This window comes from Nostoc sp., from assembly GCF_036919815.1.
Classification (GTDB): Bacteria; Cyanobacteriota; Cyanobacteriia; order Cyanobacteriales; family Nostocaceae; genus Nostoc.
The window spans coordinates 48,968-68,352 of record NZ_JBALCE010000003.1 but is presented as its reverse complement, the minus strand read 5'-3'; the positions used below and the strand labels follow the sequence as shown (position 1 = coordinate 68,352).

Sequence of the window (19,385 nt, the reverse complement as noted above, 5' to 3'; positions counted from 1 at the left end):
CGAGAGTTCAGCCTTTAGTGTCAGTAATCTGCTGACGGGCTGGATTAGTTATGTACGGGCTGGATACCGTGATTCACTAATCAACGAATCGCACCCCTTTCCCAACCGTGTTGACCGGATAGAACAAATAATTTTAGGTTTAGCTGAAAGACAAGCTAACACACAAGAACAATTAGACAATTTAACCATTAGACAAGCTAGCACCCAAGCTCAATTGGATGAACTCAGCCAGGAAATGAGAGAACTAACCAGCAACGTTGACCGTGTGCTAGGTCGTAGTGCGATTTTGGATGATGTGTTACTTGAGTTACGCGATAGTCAAGAACAGCACCAACGTAACTTTGAAGAACACCAGCGCACCACAAACGCGGCACTGCAAAGCCTTAAATCGATACTATTACAGTTAATTAGAAACAACTCCTAACCACCTCCCCAAAAATTGGGGAGGGTTGGGGGCGATAACTGACTTTTGGGGAGATACAAATGTACTAAATACCTCAAATCCTTACCCTGTCTAATGGGGGCGACGATTGGGGGCGATTTTAGAGGTAAAAACAACGATGCCGAACTCAGATATGAGTCCTAATATAAGCGTTTTGTTTAACAAATCTCAAATTATGCAAAAGGTCTAATGCAGTGCAGATACTTCCTCTGGCTTTTCTTGAGTTTGCAATGCAGAATACAACCTATTCAGCGCATTTACATAAGCTTGCGCGGATGCCACGATGATATCTGTGTTCGCCGCATGACCTGAAAATACCCTAGATTCATAACGTAAACGAATCGTCACTTCTCCAATGGCATCAATACCAGCCGTTACTGACTGCACAGAAAACTCAATCAACTCGTTGGGCACATTCACTACCCGGTTGATGGCTTTGTAAACTGCATCCACTGGCCCTGTACCGATCGCAGCATCAGTTAATTCTTCACCATTTGGGGTACGCAGGGTAACTGTAGCAGTGGGACGGGCGTTGCTACCACAGGAAACTTGCACCAACTCTACACGGAACAAATCAGGCGCTTGTTGGATTTCATCGTTAACGATCGCTTCCAAATCCCAATCAGAAATTTCTTTCTTTTTATCTGCTACATCTTTGAATCTGACGAATGCTTTATTTAATTCAGTATCCGACAGTTCAAAGCCCAATTCTTTCAACCGAGTGCGGAAAGCATTTCTCCCTGAATGTTTACCCAAAACTATTTGATTGTCTGTCAAGCCAATCAATTTGGCATCCATAATTTCGTAGGTGAGCCTGTTTTTTAACACACCATCTTGGTGAATCCCAGACTCATGAGCAAAGGCATTCGCCCCCACGATCGCTTTATTTGCTTGTACTAACATTCCCGTCAAATTAGAAACTAAGCGTGAAGTTTTGTAAATTTGCTTAGTGTCGATATTTGTCAGGGATTCTTGAGAATCTGCTGCTCTTCCCAAATAGGGGTTAAAATATTGTCGTCGCACATGCAAGGCCATCACCAATTCTTCTAGTGAGGCATTTCCGGCACGTTCGCCAATCCCATTGATTGTACATTCTAGTTGCCGTGCGCCATTTTTCACGGCTTCTAAAAAGTTAGCAACTGCCAAGCCTAAATCATTATGACCGTGAACGGAAATAATCGCTTGGTCGATGTTGGGGACATTTTCGATAATCCCCTTAATTATGGCTCCAAATTCGCTAGGGGTGGTGTAACCCACAGTATCGGGAATGTTAACTGTTGTTGCACCAGCTGCGATCGCTGCCTCTAACACTTGATAAAGAAATTCTGGATCAGTACGAGCTGCATCCATCGGGGAAAATTCTACATCTGTCATGAAGGATTTAGCATAAGCTACCATTTCTTCGGCGATCGCTAAGACTTCTGCCCGTGACTTCCGCAACTGATACTCTAAATGAATATCAGATGTCGAAATAAATGTGTGAATTCTAGCGTTAACTGCTGGTTTTAATGCTTCGGCGGCTGCTTCAATATCTGCTTTTATCGCTCTTGCCAAACTGCAAATTATCGGGCCATTTTCTATCCCGACAATTTGAGAAATCTTCTTGACTGCTTCAAAATCTCCGGGACTAGCAAAGGCAAAGCCTGCTTCAATTACATCCACACCCAGACGCGCTAATTGCTTGGCAATAACTAGCTTTTCGTCTATATTCAGAGTGGCTCCTGGACACTGCTCTCCATCTCGCAATGTCGTATCAAAAATGATGACTCGATCTGTTTTGTTTGTCATTTGCGGTTTGTTGTTTAGTTTGTACTTGTGGCTTAATATATCTTCAACCTTAGTTTTTCTTTTACTCTTACCTTTGTAAAAAATTGCTAAGGCTACTAACCTTCAGTTTTTTCTATTTGTTCTCTGATATCATTTAAATCTATATATCTATCAGTAGCATTACGTAGCTCTCTCGCTATCATCCCTTCTGTTGATACTACCGTTATATGTGTATTTTTGGAGCGTAATAGTTCGATTGCTCTTTCAAAATCTCCATCGCCACTGAATAATACTACTCGGTCATACTGATCTACTGTATTAAACATATCTACAACAATTTCAATATCTAAATTCGCTTTTTGCGAGTAACGACCAGACGTATCATCATAATATTCTTTAAGAATTTTAGTTCTAACTGTATATCCTAGACTAATTAGAGCATCTCTAAAACCTCGCTGATCTTGTGGGTCTTTTAAGCCAGTGTACCAGAATGCATTAATTAATGTTGTTTCTGATTGCTCATGTTTGAAGTATTCTAAGACTCGCCGAGGGTCAAAAAACCAACCATTTTTTTGTTGAGCATAGAACATATTGTTTCCGTCTACAAAAATAGACAGACGATTCATTGGAGAACCCATACAAATTTACACCTAATAATATAAATGAATTTAGATTGAACAATAGATTATAGCAATTCTCTAATGACAAGTTTGCTAATATCTATAAAGTAGCCTTTGAACTATAGCTTTTATCCTACCTCTTTCAAGGCATAAAAACGGTTGCAACATTGGAGTTGAGATACTGGGTGCTAAACCTTATTCACCTCCGGCACTGCAAGAGCTACTCTGTGATCAAAATCTACCAATAAAATTGACCCAGTAACAGCATTCATCGCTGTATAACACTAAATTTTACTCCTAAAGAGGTATAGCATAGGCTTAAGGTAGGATATAAGTTAATGCCTATCTATAAGTAAAGCTTTCACCATCAGGACACGCTTTGTGGGGAGTACCAATATTGCACCAGAGACAGAAGACGGGCTTGGGACAGCTTCTGATAGAGCATCGACTTACGAACCTACCTGTTGGTTGGGTTGGGGTAAAATCTCGCCGCAACCAAATGCATAGGCGGAGTATATCCGGCTCTGAACTGTGAGACAATCACTCTTTTATAACTCACTCAACAGAAAAAGAATAAGTTAGGCAATGCCTAATCTCTTGGGGGCTAGCTCTGGTAATAAAAGTTTGTTGATGAATAGAAGATACTTTACAAATGTATAAGATTGTCATTTAAGTCTTATTTCAATGTGCTTGTAGTAAAACGTGGTCTGAATAAATAAAAGTGTTGGACTTAAATCACTCAGTAACACGATATGGCAGAAGAACCTACATCTACCTTAACTAAAAACTATGTCTCTCTTGCCAATAGACTGTCAAGTAAACCGACAAAAGTAACTTCCACAGCATCGGCTCGCCAGTCCAAGTGGATGGTTCGCTTAGGTCATCTCCTCGCTGGTGCTTGGGTAATGGGGGCGGCACTGCTGAGTGCTTCTGGTGGGGAATTGGTTCAATTGAGCGAAAATCAGGCGCTTTCTGACTTTTTTCAACTGCGTGGGCCGATTGTACCTCCAGAAGACATCGTAATTTTAGCAATAGACGATCAGTCAATATCAGTTCCCGAACAGTACTATAAAACAGATCCGAAACAATATACCTACCTAGAAACACTGAAATCTTATCCTTATCAACGTGCTGCATATGCCCAAGTAATCACAAAGTTAATCAAAGCAGGTGTCCGATCTGTAGCGTTAGATGTCGTTTTTGACACGCCAAGTAGTTATGGAGTTACTGACGATCGCCAACTCCAAGCAGCATTGCAAAAATATGGCAGCAAAGTTACTTTAGCCGCCGTCTACGAAAATTCCCAGACGCACCAAGGGTCTTTTATGCAACTGATAGACCCACAACAGATGTTTCGTACTGGTTCTGTGTCCATTGGCTCAGTAAATTTCCCTGTAGAGGTGGATGGTAAAGTTCATCGATTGGCGAGTGAATTTTCTAAGTTGTTACCTGAAGATAATTTGATCGAGAAGCTACCCTCTTTTGATGAAGCAGCTCTTAGAGCAGCACAAGTAAATTATCCCCGACCAAAGGGCGATCGCATTTATTTTTGGGGAACTGCGGGGACATTTGAGCAAATACCCTTTTGGCAGGTACTCGATCCGCAAAACTGGAACACCTATTTGCAGCAGGGAAAGGTGTTCAAAAACAAGATCGTGCTGATTGGGGCAACAGATAAGTTAAACAATGATTATTATCCAGTCCCGATTAGCAAGAGCAATAAATTCATGTCGGGCGTGGAAATTCACGCCAATGCGATCGCCACTTTGATGTCAGGTAAAGCGATCGCCCCAGGAATTAACAGCCTACCATTGCGGGGTTTATTTGTGCTAATTCTAGTTGGCAGTACAGCCTTGATGATTAGCACACGCAAGCGTAGTATCAATAGATTTATATCTAGCCTCACCCTCTCTGGTACTTGGGTAGGAATTAGCTATGGGTTATTTGTTTATGGTCAGTTAATTTTTCCTACTACTGTACCAATGATTGCGATCGCAATGATCGGACTTTGCTATCTGGGAACCTCATTAGTCAGAGAAAGCATCAGAAAACGCCAATTAGTAGACATTTTTCAGAAGTATAAAACCTCCCCCGTTGTCCAAGAGATTATCAGCCAACAAGATGACTTCCAAGGACTAATCCAGCAACGAGATTTAGCCTTATCAGGGAAAGTCCTGGCTCAACGCTACAAAATTGTCAAAGTTCTCGGTTCTGGTGGATTCAGCGAAACCTACATTGCCGAAGATACCCAACGTCCTGGTAATCCGCGATGTGTTGTCAAGCAACTAAAACCAGCCAACACCAAACCCGAAGGATTGCAAATTGCCAGACGTTTTTTTAACTCAGAGGCGCAAACATTAGAAAAATTGGGAACGCACGCTCAAATCCCTCAACTTTTGGCGTATTTTGAAGAAGATGAAGAATTTTATTTAGTGCAAGAACAGATAATTGGTCATCCTTTAAATCAGGAACTCCCAGCAGGTAGAGCAATTGATGAAATTGCAGTGATCAAAATTGTCAGGGATTTATTGCAAACATTAACATTTGTTCATAAAAACAACGTGATTCATCGGGATATTAAGCCCAGCAATATCATCCGGCGACATTCAGACGGTAAACTGGTACTGATTGACTTTGGAGCCGTCAAAGAAGTCAGCACAAAACAGCTTGAACCTCAAGAGCAAACCCCCTTCACCATTGGCATTGGTACTCAGGGTTACGCACCAAGCGAGCAATGTTTTGGGCGTCCACACTACAGTAGTGATATCTATGCAGTCGGCATGGTTGGGATTAAAGCTTTAACTGGTATAGCGCCCCGTGAGCTAGATAGAGATGCTGATGGAGAGATCAAATGGAGCGGTGCCTACGGCGGTAAACTACGCTCGCAAGTGAGCCAGTCCCTAGCGAAGATTCTCAGTAAAATGGTGCTGGATGACTTCAAACAGCGATATCAGTCTGCATCAGAGGCTCTTGAAGCTCTTGAGGAACTTGAAGCTTTTGACGATGTTGTAAATTCCCAAAGCATATACCCTATGCCACAGGATGACTTATTAATGAATACTTTAGACGATTTAGGCGCTCCCACAAAATCTTGCTCAGAAGGACAAGATTAAAATAATTCGTAATTCGTAATGACGCTCTCTCCGAGACGCTAAAAGCGAACGCGGACTCGCTACCGCTACGCTAACGTAATTCGTAATTAAGTAATGCATAGGGGTTTGACTTCGTTCAACCTAATCTACAATTATCCTTAACCCAACCGTATTGATGCTTAGAGGATTTAAACCCCGCCACAAAATTTGCCCTTTGTTAGAAGCTCTTGACTTAAACCCTCAGAATTTTAGTTAAACAAATTCAAAATTCAAAATTTGTCTTGGAAAGTTATGATGCCTACGGCGGGCTGCGCCAACAGATAGCGCAGCGTTAAAGAAGGATTAAGATGTGACGTTCTTCGATTACGAATTACGAATTACGAATTATTTTAACGACAGAAATTCTTCTCCTGCCGTGGGATGAATGCCTATGGTTTCATCCAGGTCTTCCTTGGTAATGCCCTTGCGAATTGCCACGCCGAGGCTTTGAATGATATCTGCTGCGTGTTCACCCACCATATGAGCACCCAAAACTTGCCCAGAATCACCATTTAACACTAACTTCATAGTGGTTGGCTCATTCTGTTCGATTAGCTGATACAACAGTGGTTGGAACTGGGTGCAGTAGCATTGTACAGATTCACCAAATTTTTCCCGTGCTTTTGCCTCCGTCATCCCCACACTAGCCGCTTCTGGACGGCAAAAAACAGCAGTGGGCACATAATCATAATTCAGTTTTTGCGGCTTATTGCCAAAAACTGTATCGGCAAAGGCAATACCTTCTGCTTGAGCGACTGGAGACAATTGCACGCGGCTGGTGCAGTCACCCACAGCAAAAATGTTTTCTTGGCTGGTGCGGCTGTATTCATCTACTTTAATTGCACCATGTTCGCCAAGTTCAACATGGGCATTTTCCAAACCAAGATTCTTGGTATTGGGAGCGTAACCTATGGCAACTAAGATGGTATCTGCTGTAATTATTTCTTGGCTCTCACCAGTAATAGTTAACAACAAACACTCATCTGAGAATTTGATTTCTTCAAGGGTGCTATTGGTGAATAACTTAATTCCGCGTTTACTCAAACCTTGGTGTACAGCAGAGCGAATGTCATCATCAAACCCCGATAAAATCATCTCGTCTTTTTCAATCACCGTCACCTCGCAACCGAAAGCGTGCATCATGCTGGAAAATTCGACACCAATGTAGCCGCCGCCAATAATTGCTAAACGTTTCGGCAAATAAGGTAGCTGAAACATCTCGCGGGATGTGATGGCGTATTCTATACCTGGGATGTTGGGCTTGAGGGGTTGTCCGCCGACAGCAATTAAAATTTTGTCTGCTGTAACTTTGCGCCCATCAATATTGATAGTATGGGTATCGATGAAAGTGGCATATTCAGAAATTAGTTCAATTCCAGCTTTTTGCAATTGCTGAAAATAGGATTGGTTAACCCTGTCAATATGCTGATGTACTGACTTAATAAATAATGTCCAGTCAAAGTATGTTTGACAGTCACTCCACCCATAACTGTGTGCTACTTGATTTTGCAGGGCGAAGTCAGCAGCGTAGACAATCAGTTTTTTGGGAACGCAACCGCGATTTACACAAGTTCCACCGATGGCTTCTTGTTCAGCAATGGCGACACGTACACCGTAACTAGCTGCTTTTTTAGCTGCTGCCAATCCCCCAGGGCCAGCACCAATGACAAACAAATCGTAATCAAATGTCATAAAAATCTGTTCCTTTTTGACTGTTTGGAAAGCAGAGCTATTTCATCCCTTATAGTTATTCACACAAAACTTCATCTACTGTCTTTGGGTGGACAATTTGGGATGAAACCAGGCTGATATGTAGCACATTGCCGCATTAATCGCAATTACATCCAAAAGGAACAGCGTAGGCGCAGCCCGCCGTAGGCATCGCTCGATTATTACTAAGTTATATTACATTATGTTGTCAAAAAGCATCCTTTTTATTTTACAAGGTGTAAATGTTTGCGTAGGCGTAGCCCGTCGTAGACATCGCCTAGTTCGGGTGGGTATGCGATCGCGCTTTTAGGCAGCAACTGCACTGAAGAAAAAATTCAGCCGATTAAGCCATTGATGCCAGACATGAATTAGCCTTGCACGATCAAATTCAAAAATCTCTGCTTCTTCACCTGGCAAGGCTACAACGATAAGAGCATGGTTAATTTTGGAGTTAAAAAGGCGATCGCTATAATACCGATTTATCGCACCAGCATAAGCAGCTAGTTGTAAAGGCTTGTCATAAAGCTTATCAAATCTCAGTTTTGGTTCCTCGGCTGTAGTCCATTCAATTAAATACGGAACACCTTGATAACGAGCGACTAAATCAACTTTCCCGGCGTAAAGTTCCTGATAGTTAGGAACAACTTGCTCAACCAGTTGAACATCGCTAAGTTTATTTAGCACAGATTGAACGCTATCCCAGTAAAGCTGAATCAGGCTGTTGTCAGGTTTGGGCGAGTAGCCTTGCAGGTGTTCCTTAATTAACTGATGTAAGGCGTTTCCTCGACGGCGGCTGTTAGCAGCGATTCGATTTGCCTCCACGTTACCAACTTTATTGCGCCAATAGGAAAGGGCGGCTAGAGACTTTGGTGGCTGTGTCGCTTTTAAAACTGTGGTGACAGCAGGAAGAAGAACGCCACCATTGCCTTGATAGTAGCATCGTCCGTTGATGTAGGTAGATTTCATAAGTGTTGTGAATGACTACATCAACTAGCTTCGAGGGTTAATGTATAAGATTGAGTAGGGGTAAAGTTCTTGAAATGTATGATTTTGGGTATTAGTTGAGTAGGATTTTCAATTCTAGGGGTTCAAGTAGACACAGGATGTGTGGTTAGACTATGGCAATGAAATCACTGCGAGTATCTCTAGAAAAGTTAGAAAAGGTAAAAAGAGCTTTTGAACGCACCGGATGGACACAAAATGAATTTGCAAGCGAGGTGGATTTAAGTACTCGTCAGCCAATTGGAAACTTCCTGGCAGGAAAACCTGTTAAACATCAAGTTTTCAAGGAAATTTGCTTTAAGTTGGATCTGGATTGGCAAGAAGTGGCGGATTTACCTAAAGACACTAAATCTGAAACAGAGCAGTTTCAAGACACGACATCTAATGGTTCCAATTTTGTGGGGCGTGAGGATGCGATCGCACACCTCAATAACCTTGTTAACGAAGGTACAAAAGTTATTCTAATTCACGCAGAGGGCGGTATAGGTAAAACAACGTTGGCTACAAAATGGTTTGAGCTTCAAGGTTTAGAATATCTTGAACTGCATGTAGGAAGTACACCCCAGAATCTAAACTCAATAGAAAACTGGGTAAGGTTCAAATTAAGAGATTACTTTAAGGAGAATCAAGAACAAGATTTTATAACTATGCTTGATCAATTAAAAAGCAAGCTCCAAAATCGAAAACTAGGTTTCTTAATTGATAACCTCGAACCTGCTTTGATAAATGGCGTATTCGTAGAAGCAGATAATAACCACTATGTAGAACTATTAACAGTACTAGGTCATCAGAGTGTGCAGTCAGTCACCCTGATCACAAGCCGTGAGTTGCTGCATGAACCCGACGTAATAAAGTTAAAAAATTTTCAACCTTATCATCTGCAAGAGTTGAAATATGACGCGTGGGAAGATTATTTTGCTAGCCGGAACATTATTATAGATACTGATGCTATTCATGAAATGAACCGAGCCTATGGCGGAAATGCCTTAGCTATGTCTCTCCTTAGTCCTGAGATTTTAATGGAATCACAAGGAATTCTAAAAGTTTACTGGCAGGATAATCGTGATGATATATTGAGGCATCCAACTTTAGAAAAGCTCGTTCAACGCCAGTTTAACAAACTTCAACGAGATAATCCCCAAGCTTATAAACTTTTATGCCGATTAGGATGTTACCGTTATCAATATATTCCTGTAATACATGAAAAAGGAGTCATTTGCTTGCTTTGGGATGAGCAAAATGAGCGAAAAAAAACTCGATTTTTCAGAGATTTAAAAGATAGGGCTTTAGTAAAGTTTAGTAAAGAAGGATACTATTTGTATGAAGTTATCCGTGAAGAAGCGATAGAAAGACTTAAATTAACAAATGATTGGGGAAAATCTCATACTGAAGCCGGAAAATTTTTATATACATTAATATCTGATAACTGCCAAACAATTATCCCAAAAATTACTTGTACGAAAGTGAATGATACTCAAGAACAAACATATCTAAATATAGAAAATGCAGAAACAGCAGTAAAACAAGAACTTACTAAACAGGAAACTCTTGCCTTAGAAGTTGTTTATCATACTATGGAATTTTATGGAGCAGGTTGTTTTGAAGAATTAAGAAAAGAACCAAAACTATTAGATAATGCTTTTTTTCAAGCTGTCAGAAATATGATTTTTGAATATGTTGATTGTTATAGTGATTTAGGTATAGTACTTTATAAACTTGCATTAACTACACACAGATTAGGAATAATCGACGAAAGAGAAGGAAAGCTTATAGAAAGTAACAAAGAATTTGAATATTGCCAAAGAGGTTTTAAAGTAAGTCAAGATTTTTTTCAAACAGCTTTAGTGATTGCAACAAGGGTTAAAGAAGATAAATTAATGATTAACGTACTTCGCTCTTTAGCTTGCTGTCATTATTTTAGTGGGATAAGTTTACATGAGCTAGGAATAGTTTTACATCAAATTATAAAAAATAACGAAAGTAAAGAAGCTTTTGAGGAAAGCCAAGTAGACTTGGAAAAAGCACTAAAAATATTTACTAACCTGTCATTTGAGCAAGAAATGAAGGAAGTAAAACAAGCAATTTATAGTCTAAAAATAAGTGAACAATCTTGCAGCACATTCATAGCAAGATTTTTGATTTAATTAGCAAGATTTTAACTTACAAGTTTTACAGATGCGATCGCACATCGAAGACACCCTACTTCTACCCATCGCTGAAATAGAAAAACGACCATTCAAAAATTAAATCGCCTTCTTCTTTGCGTCTTTACGTAAGTCCTGAATCAAACAAAGGCGGGTGCGGGGATTGAACCCGCTAATCCCCACAATGGTGGAGATGTAACCGATAACCCTAAATTCTTGGCTGACGCCACGCTTCGCGAACGTCCCCGAAAGGCAAGTTGTGAACAAGGATAACCCGCCATGAAGCATGAAGGATAAAGTGTTTCATCCTTTACCCTTCAGCAATATCTACAATTCATCTGTAGCCAGCATTTGGATGATCCGAGGCGTACCTGGGTCGAACCCTCCCAAATCCCAAGAGAGCGAATCTTCAGGATCTACCAAACTAATCTGGTAAGGTATCAAGCTGACATACACCGCCTTGACGTTGGGATTTACCTTTTTGCGGTACTCCTTCAACGCTTGACTTGGATGCTTATTCCCAGCCCAGCTTTCCGAGTCAGTCCAAAAGCAGACTACATCAGCTTTGAACTTATTCTTAATCATCCAGTCGTAAGCTACAGAGGCATCTGTTCCACCGAAGTTTTGGTTGCTAGCTTTGCTAACCGCAGAACTAAAACTATCTTTAGCAGTGATACCTAATTCACGGAATTCGGTAGCAAAGCCGCGAATCATGTAGTTTTTCTGCGCTTTTGCTGTCACCAGTGCCATTGTGGTGGCAATTTCACAACAACTCAGCCCCATATCTGCAACTAAGCTACCCATAGAACCAGAAACGTCTACGGCGTGCATGAACACTTTACCTGTGGGTTGCACAACATCAAAAGACAGTTCAACCGCCTTTTCTAAAATGTCCACAATCCGAGGAACTGGGTTCCAAGTTTTCTTGCTGCGTCCTAATGTTCCACCAGATTGATATGTTTTGAGTGCTTTCAAAACATCAATCGGATGGATGCGACCTTTACGCAGATGTTCTCTGCGATTAAGAACTGCTTCCACTCGCAGCAAATTGGCGCTTTCATCGGCTCGCAACACACCCAGTTCAGTTAAAGAACCCAAGTTACGCAGCATTGCACCTATTGGCATTTCCTGAAATAGCAGCTGCCAAGCAAGCTTGTCCATTTTGCCCACAGGTGCAGCCATTTCGTGGGTTAAGCGTCCTTGAGAAATAGCTTCATGGGTTTGGGTAGGATTTCGCTTCAGCCACTCATACCACCAAATCTGCGCCAACGCCTCTGAGGGAATATCTGCTGGCAATTCTTCCCAGCCTCTAACTACCCACTCAAATAGTTGACGGTGATTTTCTGTAGGCGGTTTGACATGGAACAACCGCAACGCATCTCGGTGGGAGAAGCCTTGACGCTGTTGATATTTCAACAGTTGATAAGCTAAACCCTTGACATCTTCCCTTGAGAGCCAAGTTTTACCAGCTTCCCGCACTACTTTGCCAAATCCCCGCAGAGATTTGGTGTAGTTCAACCATTCGTAGAAGTGGCTACCAGTCCGAACAATTTGCGGGAATATTTCACCAAACGCCTGTTTTGCTTCTGGTGCTTCACCCATCGACAGCAGCACCAAAGCTAATATTGGCGCACTATTATTGATGGCGCGTCCATCGCTAGCATACAAAATTTCTTCTGCTACACGGCTGGGATTTTCGGCAACAGCAAGTCTTACAACTGTCACAAAATCTTCAGTTAATTCCTGTTTACCAGCGTAGTAAGTGCTTTTTGCTGTGCCAACCAACAGACAACGGCGCAGCATTTTCCAAATACCAGCATCAAACATAAAGCCGCCGGAACGTCCCTGAACCATTTCTGCTTCCCGTCCGGGGATAGGCTGATTTTGTGATGTAGTTGTTTTATTTTTAGTGTTCGCGGAGCGTGTCGTAGACAAAAAATTGTAATTCATCGCTTCATCTCCCGGCCTTTGCAGGCAAAAATGAAAGGTGGCAGAGCAGGATTTGTAGCTTGCTTCCCGTAGGGTACCTGCGACATCCGGCTTATCAGGCGATAACCCTAATTCGTCGGCCTTTTCAGGCAAGGTGTGAAGAAGGATGTTTTTCGGCGCTCTACCACTGAGCTACCTGCCACATGGAAATTTTGGATTTTGGACTTTCCTGCGGAACGCTATGCGAACGGCTACGCTCAGTCGAACGATTTGAGATTTTAAATTCAATCTAAAATTATTTGGTGTAGTGGAGCGGGAATCGAACCCGCGAATGCTCGTTTTTAACGATAACCCTCAATTCGTCGGCCTTTGCAGGCAAGGGGTGAATAAGGATATTAAGCGCCTTACCACTTGGCTACCCACCACATGACAATTTAAAACTCAGCACTGAATTTGGTGTAACGGAACAGGATTTTTACCTGCACCTCCAGAAGTTCGATCAAGGGTGTTTAAGTTATTTATATGCGATAACTCTCAATATGTCGCCCCTTCCGGGTAAGTGGGCGCTCTGCCATTTGAGCTATTCGCTACTGGTGAAAGTTAACTTGTATTACTAATGTAGTATTTGTAGTGTTTGTTGTCAAGGGTCTGGCAAGCTAATTTAAAATTATTGCTTTGGAAAGATAAGTATGAGCAGTATAAGTAAGCCTCTGATCAGAATTTCGGGGGAATATTATCCGAGATGTATTGCGATCGCTCTGGTTAAAATCCTTTTATTTTCTCTGGTAAAAAACTTTTGTGCGATCGCAGCACCATGTCACATAAGCAGAAGGTAATAAAGGTATAACACTTACCTAATAAAGGTTTTGCCGACAAATTTGCCAAAAGATACAAAAAAGTACTCAAATTTTTGCCAATATAATATATTATTTCCTAAAATTCACTTGGCAAAAATCGGTATGAGTGAAAAACCGATAGAAGGTAACGGCAAGGCTTTTCTCGTTCTACTTTTGCCCATCTCGTTTTTGATTATTTTCCTGGTTGCCACCTGGAGGATTTTACTGGCGGTAATTCTGCTGGTAATTGGCTTCAAGATTTGGCAGGAATATCAATGGCAACAGTGGACTGTGCAAGTTAACCCAATTTTTCATCAGTTGGTTCGGGAAAATCAGGGCAGACTGACACCAATGGACTTGGCAATCAGGGGCAATTTTCCTGGAACAACGGCAAAACGCTACTTGGATGGTAAAGCCTCGGAATTTGGTGCTAGTGTACTTAATTCTGAAGATGCGGGTCAGTCTTATTACTTTATAACTGCCAGCATTCTCGGCAATATCCTTGACAGTAGTGAGCCTGTTAAAGAGCTTCCTGCTCAACCAGTTACTAAAACTGCGCGTTCGCTCCTAGCACCACCACCAACCCCACAGGAGGAAGAACCAGAAACCGAATCACTCCCACAGCCAACCCATGAGCAAGCTAAACGATCGCTGGAAAAACAGTTAGTTTTTGGCTCTCTGATCCAATCTGAACTTGCCAAACGGCTAAGTGTCTATTCCAGTACGGTTTATAAACGGCGAAATGATCCAGAGTTTCCAGAGTGGAGTCGCAGCAAAGACCCTGATGGTATTGCTTGGTCATACTCGGAAAAAATTAAGGAGTTTTTCCCACTGGAGGAAGAAGGATAACAATTCAAAATTCAAAAATATTAATTACTTTTGATTTTTGAATTCTAAACCCACAGCTTCGTTGATGGAATTTAATCCGCTTTGTTCTAGTAGGACAAGCAAACCTAAAAGAATCCGGCGTACCATCAGTGGGCCTTCGTAAATCCAGCCTGTATAAACCTGGATCAGGCTAGCACCAGCAGTAATTTTTTCCCAAGCATCTTCAGGAGAAAAGATGCCACCAACGCCAATAATCGGGATTTTTCCTTGGGTTTGCTGCCAAATAAAGCGAATTACCTCAGTGGAGCGATCGCGCAATGGTTCACCACTAATTCCGCCAGCTTCATCCTGGGGTGATTTGCCAGTTTGGTCAATTACCTGGGTTTTCAGTCGATCACGGCGGATGGTGGTGTTAGTAGCGATAATTCCCGCCAATTGGTAGGTTTTAGCAAGAGTTATAATATCAGCGATCGCTGACCATTCTAAATCTGGCGCTATCTTGACAAAAATCGGTTTTTGTGTAGTATTTTCTTGTTGTAATAAATTCAAGATGATACTGAGCATTGAAGCATCTTGGAGCGATCGCAACCCCGGTGTATTGGGAGAAGAGACATTAACAACAAAATAGTCTCCCAAATCCTTGAGTAAGTGAAAACTATCGAGATAATCCTGTGCAGCTGCTTCTAGGGGAGTTACCTTAGATTTACCCAAATTTATCCCTATAGGTATTGAATGGCTTAACTCCTGTTTTTCCTGTCTCAAACGTGCCGCCATTGCTGCTGCACCACGATTATTAAAGCCCATCCGATTGAGAGCAGCTTTATCCAACGGCAAGCGAAATAAACGGGGACGCGGATTTCCTGGCTGTGCGTGAAAAGTTACAGTTCCCAATTCTGCAAAGCCAAAACCCAGGTTAGACCAAATGCCAGCAGCTACTCCATCCTTGTCGAAGCCAGCTGCTAACCCGACGGGATTAGGGAAGTTTAGCCCAAATAAATTTTGTTCTAGGCGGGAATCGTACAGACACAGGGATTTTTGTAAGCGTTGGTTTACCCAACTAGCTCTTTGGCGTAGGCGTAGCCCGTCGTAGACATCGCCTGTTTGCGATAGCCAACTAAAACTGCGAATCGTCTGCTGGTGTAACCACTCGGAATCGGTTTTTAACACATTGAACAAAAGCGGACGAATAGCAAATTGATAAATATCCATTAACTTTTATCAGGATGATTACAGTTCAGGTAGAACCGGAAGTAACTCAGCAGGATCGGATGACCGTCATCCAAATGATTCGCCAATTCAATCAACATTTTTTTCCGTTGTCGGAGTGGCAATCTATAGCAGTTTTTGCACGAGATGAATCAGGCTTGATTGTTGGTGGAGTTCTGGGTGAAATCGGTTGCGATTGGCTTTATATCAGAGTCTTAGTTGTTCAAGAAGACTTACGCGGCAAAGGGATTGGAAGCAACATTCTTAAAATAGCCGAAAAAGAAGGTCAAAAGCAAAACTGTGTAGGGGTTCATCTTGAGACGTTAGAGTTTCAAGCTAAGAAATTTTATGAATCTCAAGGCTACACTGTATTTGCTTTTCAAGAAAATTACCCACTTGGGCATAAAAGATACTTCATGCAAAAGTTATTTAATCTGAGTTAAACAGTTGGTATGGGATTGAACGCTTTGTTGATTAATCTTAGGTACTTCTGGGTACATGACGCTCGCTTTTCCTCTGGGACTTGTCTTTGCTCCTCTTGAGCATCAGACGAAGTTTCGCCCATTTCCCTAGCACTCCCTAATCTAACTTCAACGAACGCATTACCTAGAACTTTGAGCAAATATCCCTGGCAATATTACTCAGGATGCTTTTTTGGGCATCTTATATATTACAAGCTATGTTAACCAATAAATCAGATGGGGCAGCCGCAAAAATCTATAGCCGCCGAACAGCAAATCCTCTCGTTGGCACGTGTCCTCCAGAACCTCAGAGAAGAAGATGATGTTGACGTTCTGATTGAAACTACTATTTCTTATCTCAGAGAACAGTTTGACTACAGACTGATTTGGATTGCTCTTTACGATCGCGTGAATCACATATTGTTCGGCAAAGGTGGCACTACACCTGATAATGATACGGTCTTTTTACGGCAAAGAGTTGTTCTTAGTCCTGGAGATTTATTAGAGCAAGTAGTGATTGAACAACATCCCTTGGGTGTAGCCGATTTACAAACTGAAATCCGCGCCGCCGAATGGCAAAAAATTGCCAAAAAATTCCAGATCAAGGGAACGATTATTTTACCAATTCGCTATAAAGATCGTTGCTTAGGCTTGCTGTTACTAGGTTCAGAACGCTGGGGCTACCTACTAACAGGGGAAGCAAAAGCCCGTTTGATGATGGTTTTAGGCGAACTGGGGGCAGTGATTTCTCAAAATGAGATGGATTTGCAGTACAAGCAAACTAAGAGAACTGACGAGCCATTGTTAGAATTGCTGGGAAATTTACGCAGCCTGACTAACCTTAATCAAAGACTTGAAGCAGCAGTGCAAGCAACTCATAAATTTGTCTCCCCCAGCCGGACAAATGTTTACTGGTTTGAGCGGGAAGGGCGCTACTTTTGGTGTCGGATGAGCAATCAACTTGTCAAACTTGATCGCAATTCTAGCACTCAGCAAGCAGCAGGAATAACTGTACAGGAGTTGAGCGATTTTTATTATGCTTTGACAGTTAACCAAATTGTCTCGATTGGTGATGCACGCAGTTCTTTAAAGAGCCATTTTACGGCAAAATTGCTGCAACGGCTGAAGGTGCGATCGCTCTTGGCATCTCCGATCATCTGGCAAAAGGACTTAGTAGGTTTTCTGGCGGTAGAAAGCAATGAACCTCGGATCTGGACGGAGGCAGACAAAAATTTTGTCCAGGGTGTTGGTGGCTTTATCTCCCTGGTTGCATCTAGCGAAAGTATGGAAAGCACTATCAAACAGATTCAAGGGGATGCTCAACTGACTAGCCAAGTTGCCCAAGGTATTTATAGCGAACATGACCTTCAGGATACTTTACATAGCTGTGCTAAAAAAGTTTTAGCTCGACTAACTGCGACGAGATTTTTGCTGTTGCAGTATGATTCTGAGCAGAATAATTATCAATTTATTTATCAAAATCAGCCCCATAATCGCCGACCGTTGACATTTACCCTTGATACTCTCAAAGAATTAGATGGGCAGCTTTTGCAACGTTCAACTCAAGCAGTGGAAATCCAGAACTTAGATGAAGATTTACGCTTTTTTAACTGGCGTCCCTTGTTGTTAGAAAATGGTGTGCGATCGCTACTTGTTTGTAAATGCACTCACGAGTATATACCAGGAGCGCTTTTGGTGATCACTTACGAAAGTCATCATTCTTGGACAACTCTGGAAAAAGAATTGCTGTCGGCTGTTAGTCAACAGATTGGTGTCATTGTTCGTCAGTGGCAATTACATAATCGCACCACCCAGCAGCAAAAAGTTTCCCAAGCATATGAGCAATGCCTACGCATCCTGACACAATCCCAGAACAGCAAAATCGAGGTCGAAAAAAAGCATTTAGAACGTACAGCACTCGAACAAATAGCATCAATTTTAGGCTGTCCCTTAGCGATATTGCTATCTTGGTTGCCTGGTGAAAGTTGGGCAGAAATTATTCCTGGAGTGATTGACAATAGTCAATTTGGAATTTTTTCTGATGCCTCTATTCCGATCCAGGCTGAAGCCTTAATTCAGTGGGCACTTGTTACGGAGACATACCTGACTTTGAAGGTAAATAATTTACCCCCGGAAACCCGGAAATGGTTGAAAGCTCCAGACAAAGGTCAAATTTTTGTGATGGCATTACGTACCAATGCTGATTATGAAACCACAGGTGTACTGTTGTTGGCAGACTATCAAGAGCGTCGCTGGTCAGAACAAAGCCTTAGTGCGACAGCAACTCTAAATTCTCAATTAGCTTGGTGGCGTCGTGAAAAGCAAATTACCCGACTTCTAGAATCCACAACAGAAGAATTACGACAACTCAACTGGTACAAACATCGTCGCCTTGAGGAAATCCAAAGAATAACGGCGCTGTCCCTTAAACAAATACATGATTTGGGCATTCCTATTAATGAACTTACTCAGATGCGCTACCAGCTATTGCTACAGCAGTTAGATCACACAGTTACCTCCATGAGTGGAATGCTAAAACTTGAGCAGTGGCGGCTACATATCAGTTGGGAAACTATGTCCATAGCTAGTTTACTGAAGCGATCGCTCGAACGCATCGAAAATTTAGTCAAACAACAAAAGCTGTGGATTGGTGTACATGGTTTGGGACAACAAATTGAAGCGCAAGCGTCGCCAAAGAATTCTTCATTAGCTAAAGGCGTTCCTACCTCAAATGCTCAATCTGCAATGGCGATCACTGGTGATATTGTCAAAATTGAATTAGTTATCCATGAATTATTGGTTACTGCCTGTAACCGTTCTCAAACTGGCGGCAGAATTGATATTTGGTGTCGCCGTTTTGATCGATCTAAAAACGTAGATGCAAAGCATTCTTCTGCAAGGGTAGGAACTGATCATCAGACATCGCTAGAACTGTCGATTACATACAACGGTGCGATCGAACCACAGTTACTCACAGAACTACATAATAATACACCCAAGGATGTGCTTGCTCCCTCCAACCTCGACCAACCACCAGGTTTACATCTGCTAATCTGCCAAAACCTCATGCAGGAGTTGGGAGGAGAGTTGAATTTCTATCAATTACCAGATAATCGGGTAGTTAGCCGCTTGTTATTGCCGTTAGTTGGTAATGATTCTTAGAGGATGTTTTAAAAGTTTTGGGCGAATAGAATAGAGCCTCCGGCACGCTGATGCGTAGCTTGCTTCTCCGTAGGAGTACGCTACTACACAAACTCTCGTCCACCGGTCTGGACTAAGAGAAATTAAAATAATCAATACAAGCTAACT

At 41.9% G+C, this 19,385-nt stretch carries 13 protein-coding genes and 3 tRNA genes; 7 read left to right on the top strand and 9 right to left on the bottom strand.

Annotated elements, in window-relative coordinates; translation table 11 throughout:
• Positions 1 to 424, top strand: a 424-nt coding sequence (locus tag V7K15_RS00495; protein WP_334902026.1) for a hypothetical protein, incomplete at its 5' end; no start/stop codon positions are given.
• A 204-nt stretch (positions 425 to 628) separates the two neighbouring features.
• Here V7K15_RS00495 and V7K15_RS00490 read toward each other — a convergent pair.
• The gene (locus V7K15_RS00490) at positions 629 to 2,230 is read right to left on the bottom strand and encodes a 2-isopropylmalate synthase (protein ID WP_334902024.1); all 1,602 of its coding nucleotides are present in this window, start codon (positions 2,228 to 2,230) and stop codon (positions 629 to 631) included.
• Between the two features lie 95 nt (positions 2,231 to 2,325).
• The gene (locus V7K15_RS00485; RefSeq protein WP_196517317.1) at positions 2,326 to 2,847 is read right to left on the bottom strand and encodes a LabA-like NYN domain-containing protein; all 522 of its coding nucleotides are present in this window, start codon (positions 2,845 to 2,847) and stop codon (positions 2,326 to 2,328) included.
• Between the two features lie 363 nt (positions 2,848 to 3,210).
• Here V7K15_RS00485 and V7K15_RS00480 point away from each other — a divergent pair, with 363 nt between their 5' ends.
• Complete coding sequence (locus V7K15_RS00480) at positions 3,211 to 3,336, top strand: hypothetical protein (RefSeq protein ID WP_334902022.1); 126 nt, start codon at positions 3,211 to 3,213, stop codon at positions 3,334 to 3,336.
• 245 nt (positions 3,337 to 3,581) lie between these two features.
• Positions 3,582 to 5,942, top strand: a complete 2,361-nt coding sequence (locus V7K15_RS00475; RefSeq protein WP_334902021.1) for a serine/threonine-protein kinase — start codon at positions 3,582 to 3,584, stop codon at positions 5,940 to 5,942.
• Between the two features lie 363 nt (positions 5,943 to 6,305).
• On the opposite strand, the gene gorA is transcribed toward V7K15_RS00475, so the two are convergent.
• Positions 6,306 to 7,652: a glutathione-disulfide reductase gene (gene gorA, locus V7K15_RS00470; protein WP_334902019.1), complete on the bottom strand. Its 1,347-nt coding sequence runs from the start codon at positions 7,650 to 7,652 to the stop codon at positions 6,306 to 6,308.
• A 324-nt stretch (positions 7,653 to 7,976) separates the two neighbouring features.
• On the bottom strand, positions 7,977 to 8,636 hold the full coding sequence (locus V7K15_RS00465) for an exonuclease (RefSeq protein ID WP_334902017.1): 660 nt from the start codon (positions 8,634 to 8,636) through the stop codon (positions 7,977 to 7,979).
• Between the two features lie 152 nt (positions 8,637 to 8,788).
• Between V7K15_RS00465 and V7K15_RS00460 the strand changes: the two genes are divergently transcribed.
• Positions 8,789 to 10,816, top strand: coding sequence for a hypothetical protein (locus V7K15_RS00460; RefSeq protein ID WP_334902016.1), 2,028 nt, complete (start codon positions 8,789 to 8,791; stop codon positions 10,814 to 10,816).
• A 327-nt stretch (positions 10,817 to 11,143) separates the two neighbouring features.
• Here V7K15_RS00460 and V7K15_RS00455 read toward each other — a convergent pair whose 3' ends face one another.
• The 4 genes from V7K15_RS00455 to V7K15_RS00440 all read right to left on the bottom strand — a co-directional run bounded on the left by V7K15_RS00455 (position 11,144) and on the right by V7K15_RS00440 (position 13,336).
• The gene (locus V7K15_RS00455; RefSeq protein ID WP_334902015.1) at positions 11,144 to 12,766 is read right to left on the bottom strand and encodes a TROVE domain-containing protein; all 1,623 of its coding nucleotides are present in this window, start codon (positions 12,764 to 12,766) and stop codon (positions 11,144 to 11,146) included.
• Between the two features lie 37 nt (positions 12,767 to 12,803).
• Positions 12,804 to 12,947, bottom strand: a tRNA-OTHER gene (locus V7K15_RS00450).
• 98 nt (positions 12,948 to 13,045) lie between these two features.
• A tRNA-OTHER gene (locus V7K15_RS00445) sits at positions 13,046 to 13,171 on the bottom strand.
• Between the two features lie 28 nt (positions 13,172 to 13,199).
• Positions 13,200 to 13,336: transfer RNA gene (locus V7K15_RS00440), tRNA-OTHER, on the bottom strand.
• A 368-nt stretch (positions 13,337 to 13,704) separates the two neighbouring features.
• On the opposite strand from V7K15_RS00440, the gene V7K15_RS00435 reads away from it, so the two are divergent.
• A complete protein-coding gene (locus V7K15_RS00435; protein ID WP_334902013.1) occupies positions 13,705 to 14,430 on the top strand; it encodes a hypothetical protein in 726 nt (241 codons plus the stop codon).
• 24 nt (positions 14,431 to 14,454) lie between these two features.
• Here the strand turns inward: V7K15_RS00435 and V7K15_RS00430 are convergent, their stop codons facing one another.
• Complete coding sequence (locus tag V7K15_RS00430; RefSeq protein ID WP_334902012.1) at positions 14,455 to 15,618, bottom strand: quinone-dependent dihydroorotate dehydrogenase; 1,164 nt, start codon at positions 15,616 to 15,618, stop codon at positions 14,455 to 14,457.
• Positions 15,619 to 15,632: 14 nt separating this feature from the next.
• On the opposite strand from V7K15_RS00430, the gene V7K15_RS00425 reads away from it, so the two are divergent.
• Positions 15,633 to 16,058, top strand: coding sequence for a GNAT family N-acetyltransferase (locus V7K15_RS00425; protein WP_334902010.1), 426 nt, complete (start codon positions 15,633 to 15,635; stop codon positions 16,056 to 16,058).
• A 255-nt stretch (positions 16,059 to 16,313) separates the two neighbouring features.
• Complete coding sequence (locus V7K15_RS00420) at positions 16,314 to 19,238, top strand: GAF domain-containing protein (protein ID WP_334902009.1); 2,925 nt, start codon at positions 16,314 to 16,316, stop codon at positions 19,236 to 19,238.
• Positions 19,239 to 19,385 lie beyond the last annotated feature (147 nt).

What these genes read in the sequence shown, in the direction of transcription:
- V7K15_RS00420 (WP_334902009.1), top strand. Translation starts at nt 16,314, where the DNA reads ATGGGGCAGCCGCAAAAATCTATAGCCGCCGAACAGCAAATCCTCTCG.
- V7K15_RS00465 (WP_334902017.1), bottom strand. Translation starts at nt 8,636, where the DNA reads ATGAAATCTACCTACATCAACGGACGATGCTACTATCAAGGCAATGGT.
- V7K15_RS00460 (WP_334902016.1), top strand. Translation starts at nt 8,789, where the DNA reads ATGGCAATGAAATCACTGCGAGTATCTCTAGAAAAGTTAGAAAAGGTA.
- V7K15_RS00475 (WP_334902021.1), top strand. Translation starts at nt 3,582, where the DNA reads ATGGCAGAAGAACCTACATCTACCTTAACTAAAAACTATGTCTCTCTT.
- V7K15_RS00430 (WP_334902012.1), bottom strand. Translation starts at nt 15,618, where the DNA reads ATGGATATTTATCAATTTGCTATTCGTCCGCTTTTGTTCAATGTGTTA.
- V7K15_RS00490 (WP_334902024.1), bottom strand. Translation starts at nt 2,230, where the DNA reads ATGACAAACAAAACAGATCGAGTCATCATTTTTGATACGACATTGCGA.
- V7K15_RS00425 (WP_334902010.1), top strand. Translation starts at nt 15,633, where the DNA reads ATGATTACAGTTCAGGTAGAACCGGAAGTAACTCAGCAGGATCGGATG.
- V7K15_RS00485 (WP_196517317.1), bottom strand. Translation starts at nt 2,847, where the DNA reads ATGGGTTCTCCAATGAATCGTCTGTCTATTTTTGTAGACGGAAACAAT.
- V7K15_RS00455 (WP_334902015.1), bottom strand. Translation starts at nt 12,766, where the DNA reads ATGAATTACAATTTTTTGTCTACGACACGCTCCGCGAACACTAAAAAT.
- gorA (WP_334902019.1), bottom strand. Translation starts at nt 7,652, where the DNA reads ATGACATTTGATTACGATTTGTTTGTCATTGGTGCTGGCCCTGGGGGA.
- V7K15_RS00435 (WP_334902013.1), top strand. Translation starts at nt 13,705, where the DNA reads ATGAGTGAAAAACCGATAGAAGGTAACGGCAAGGCTTTTCTCGTTCTA.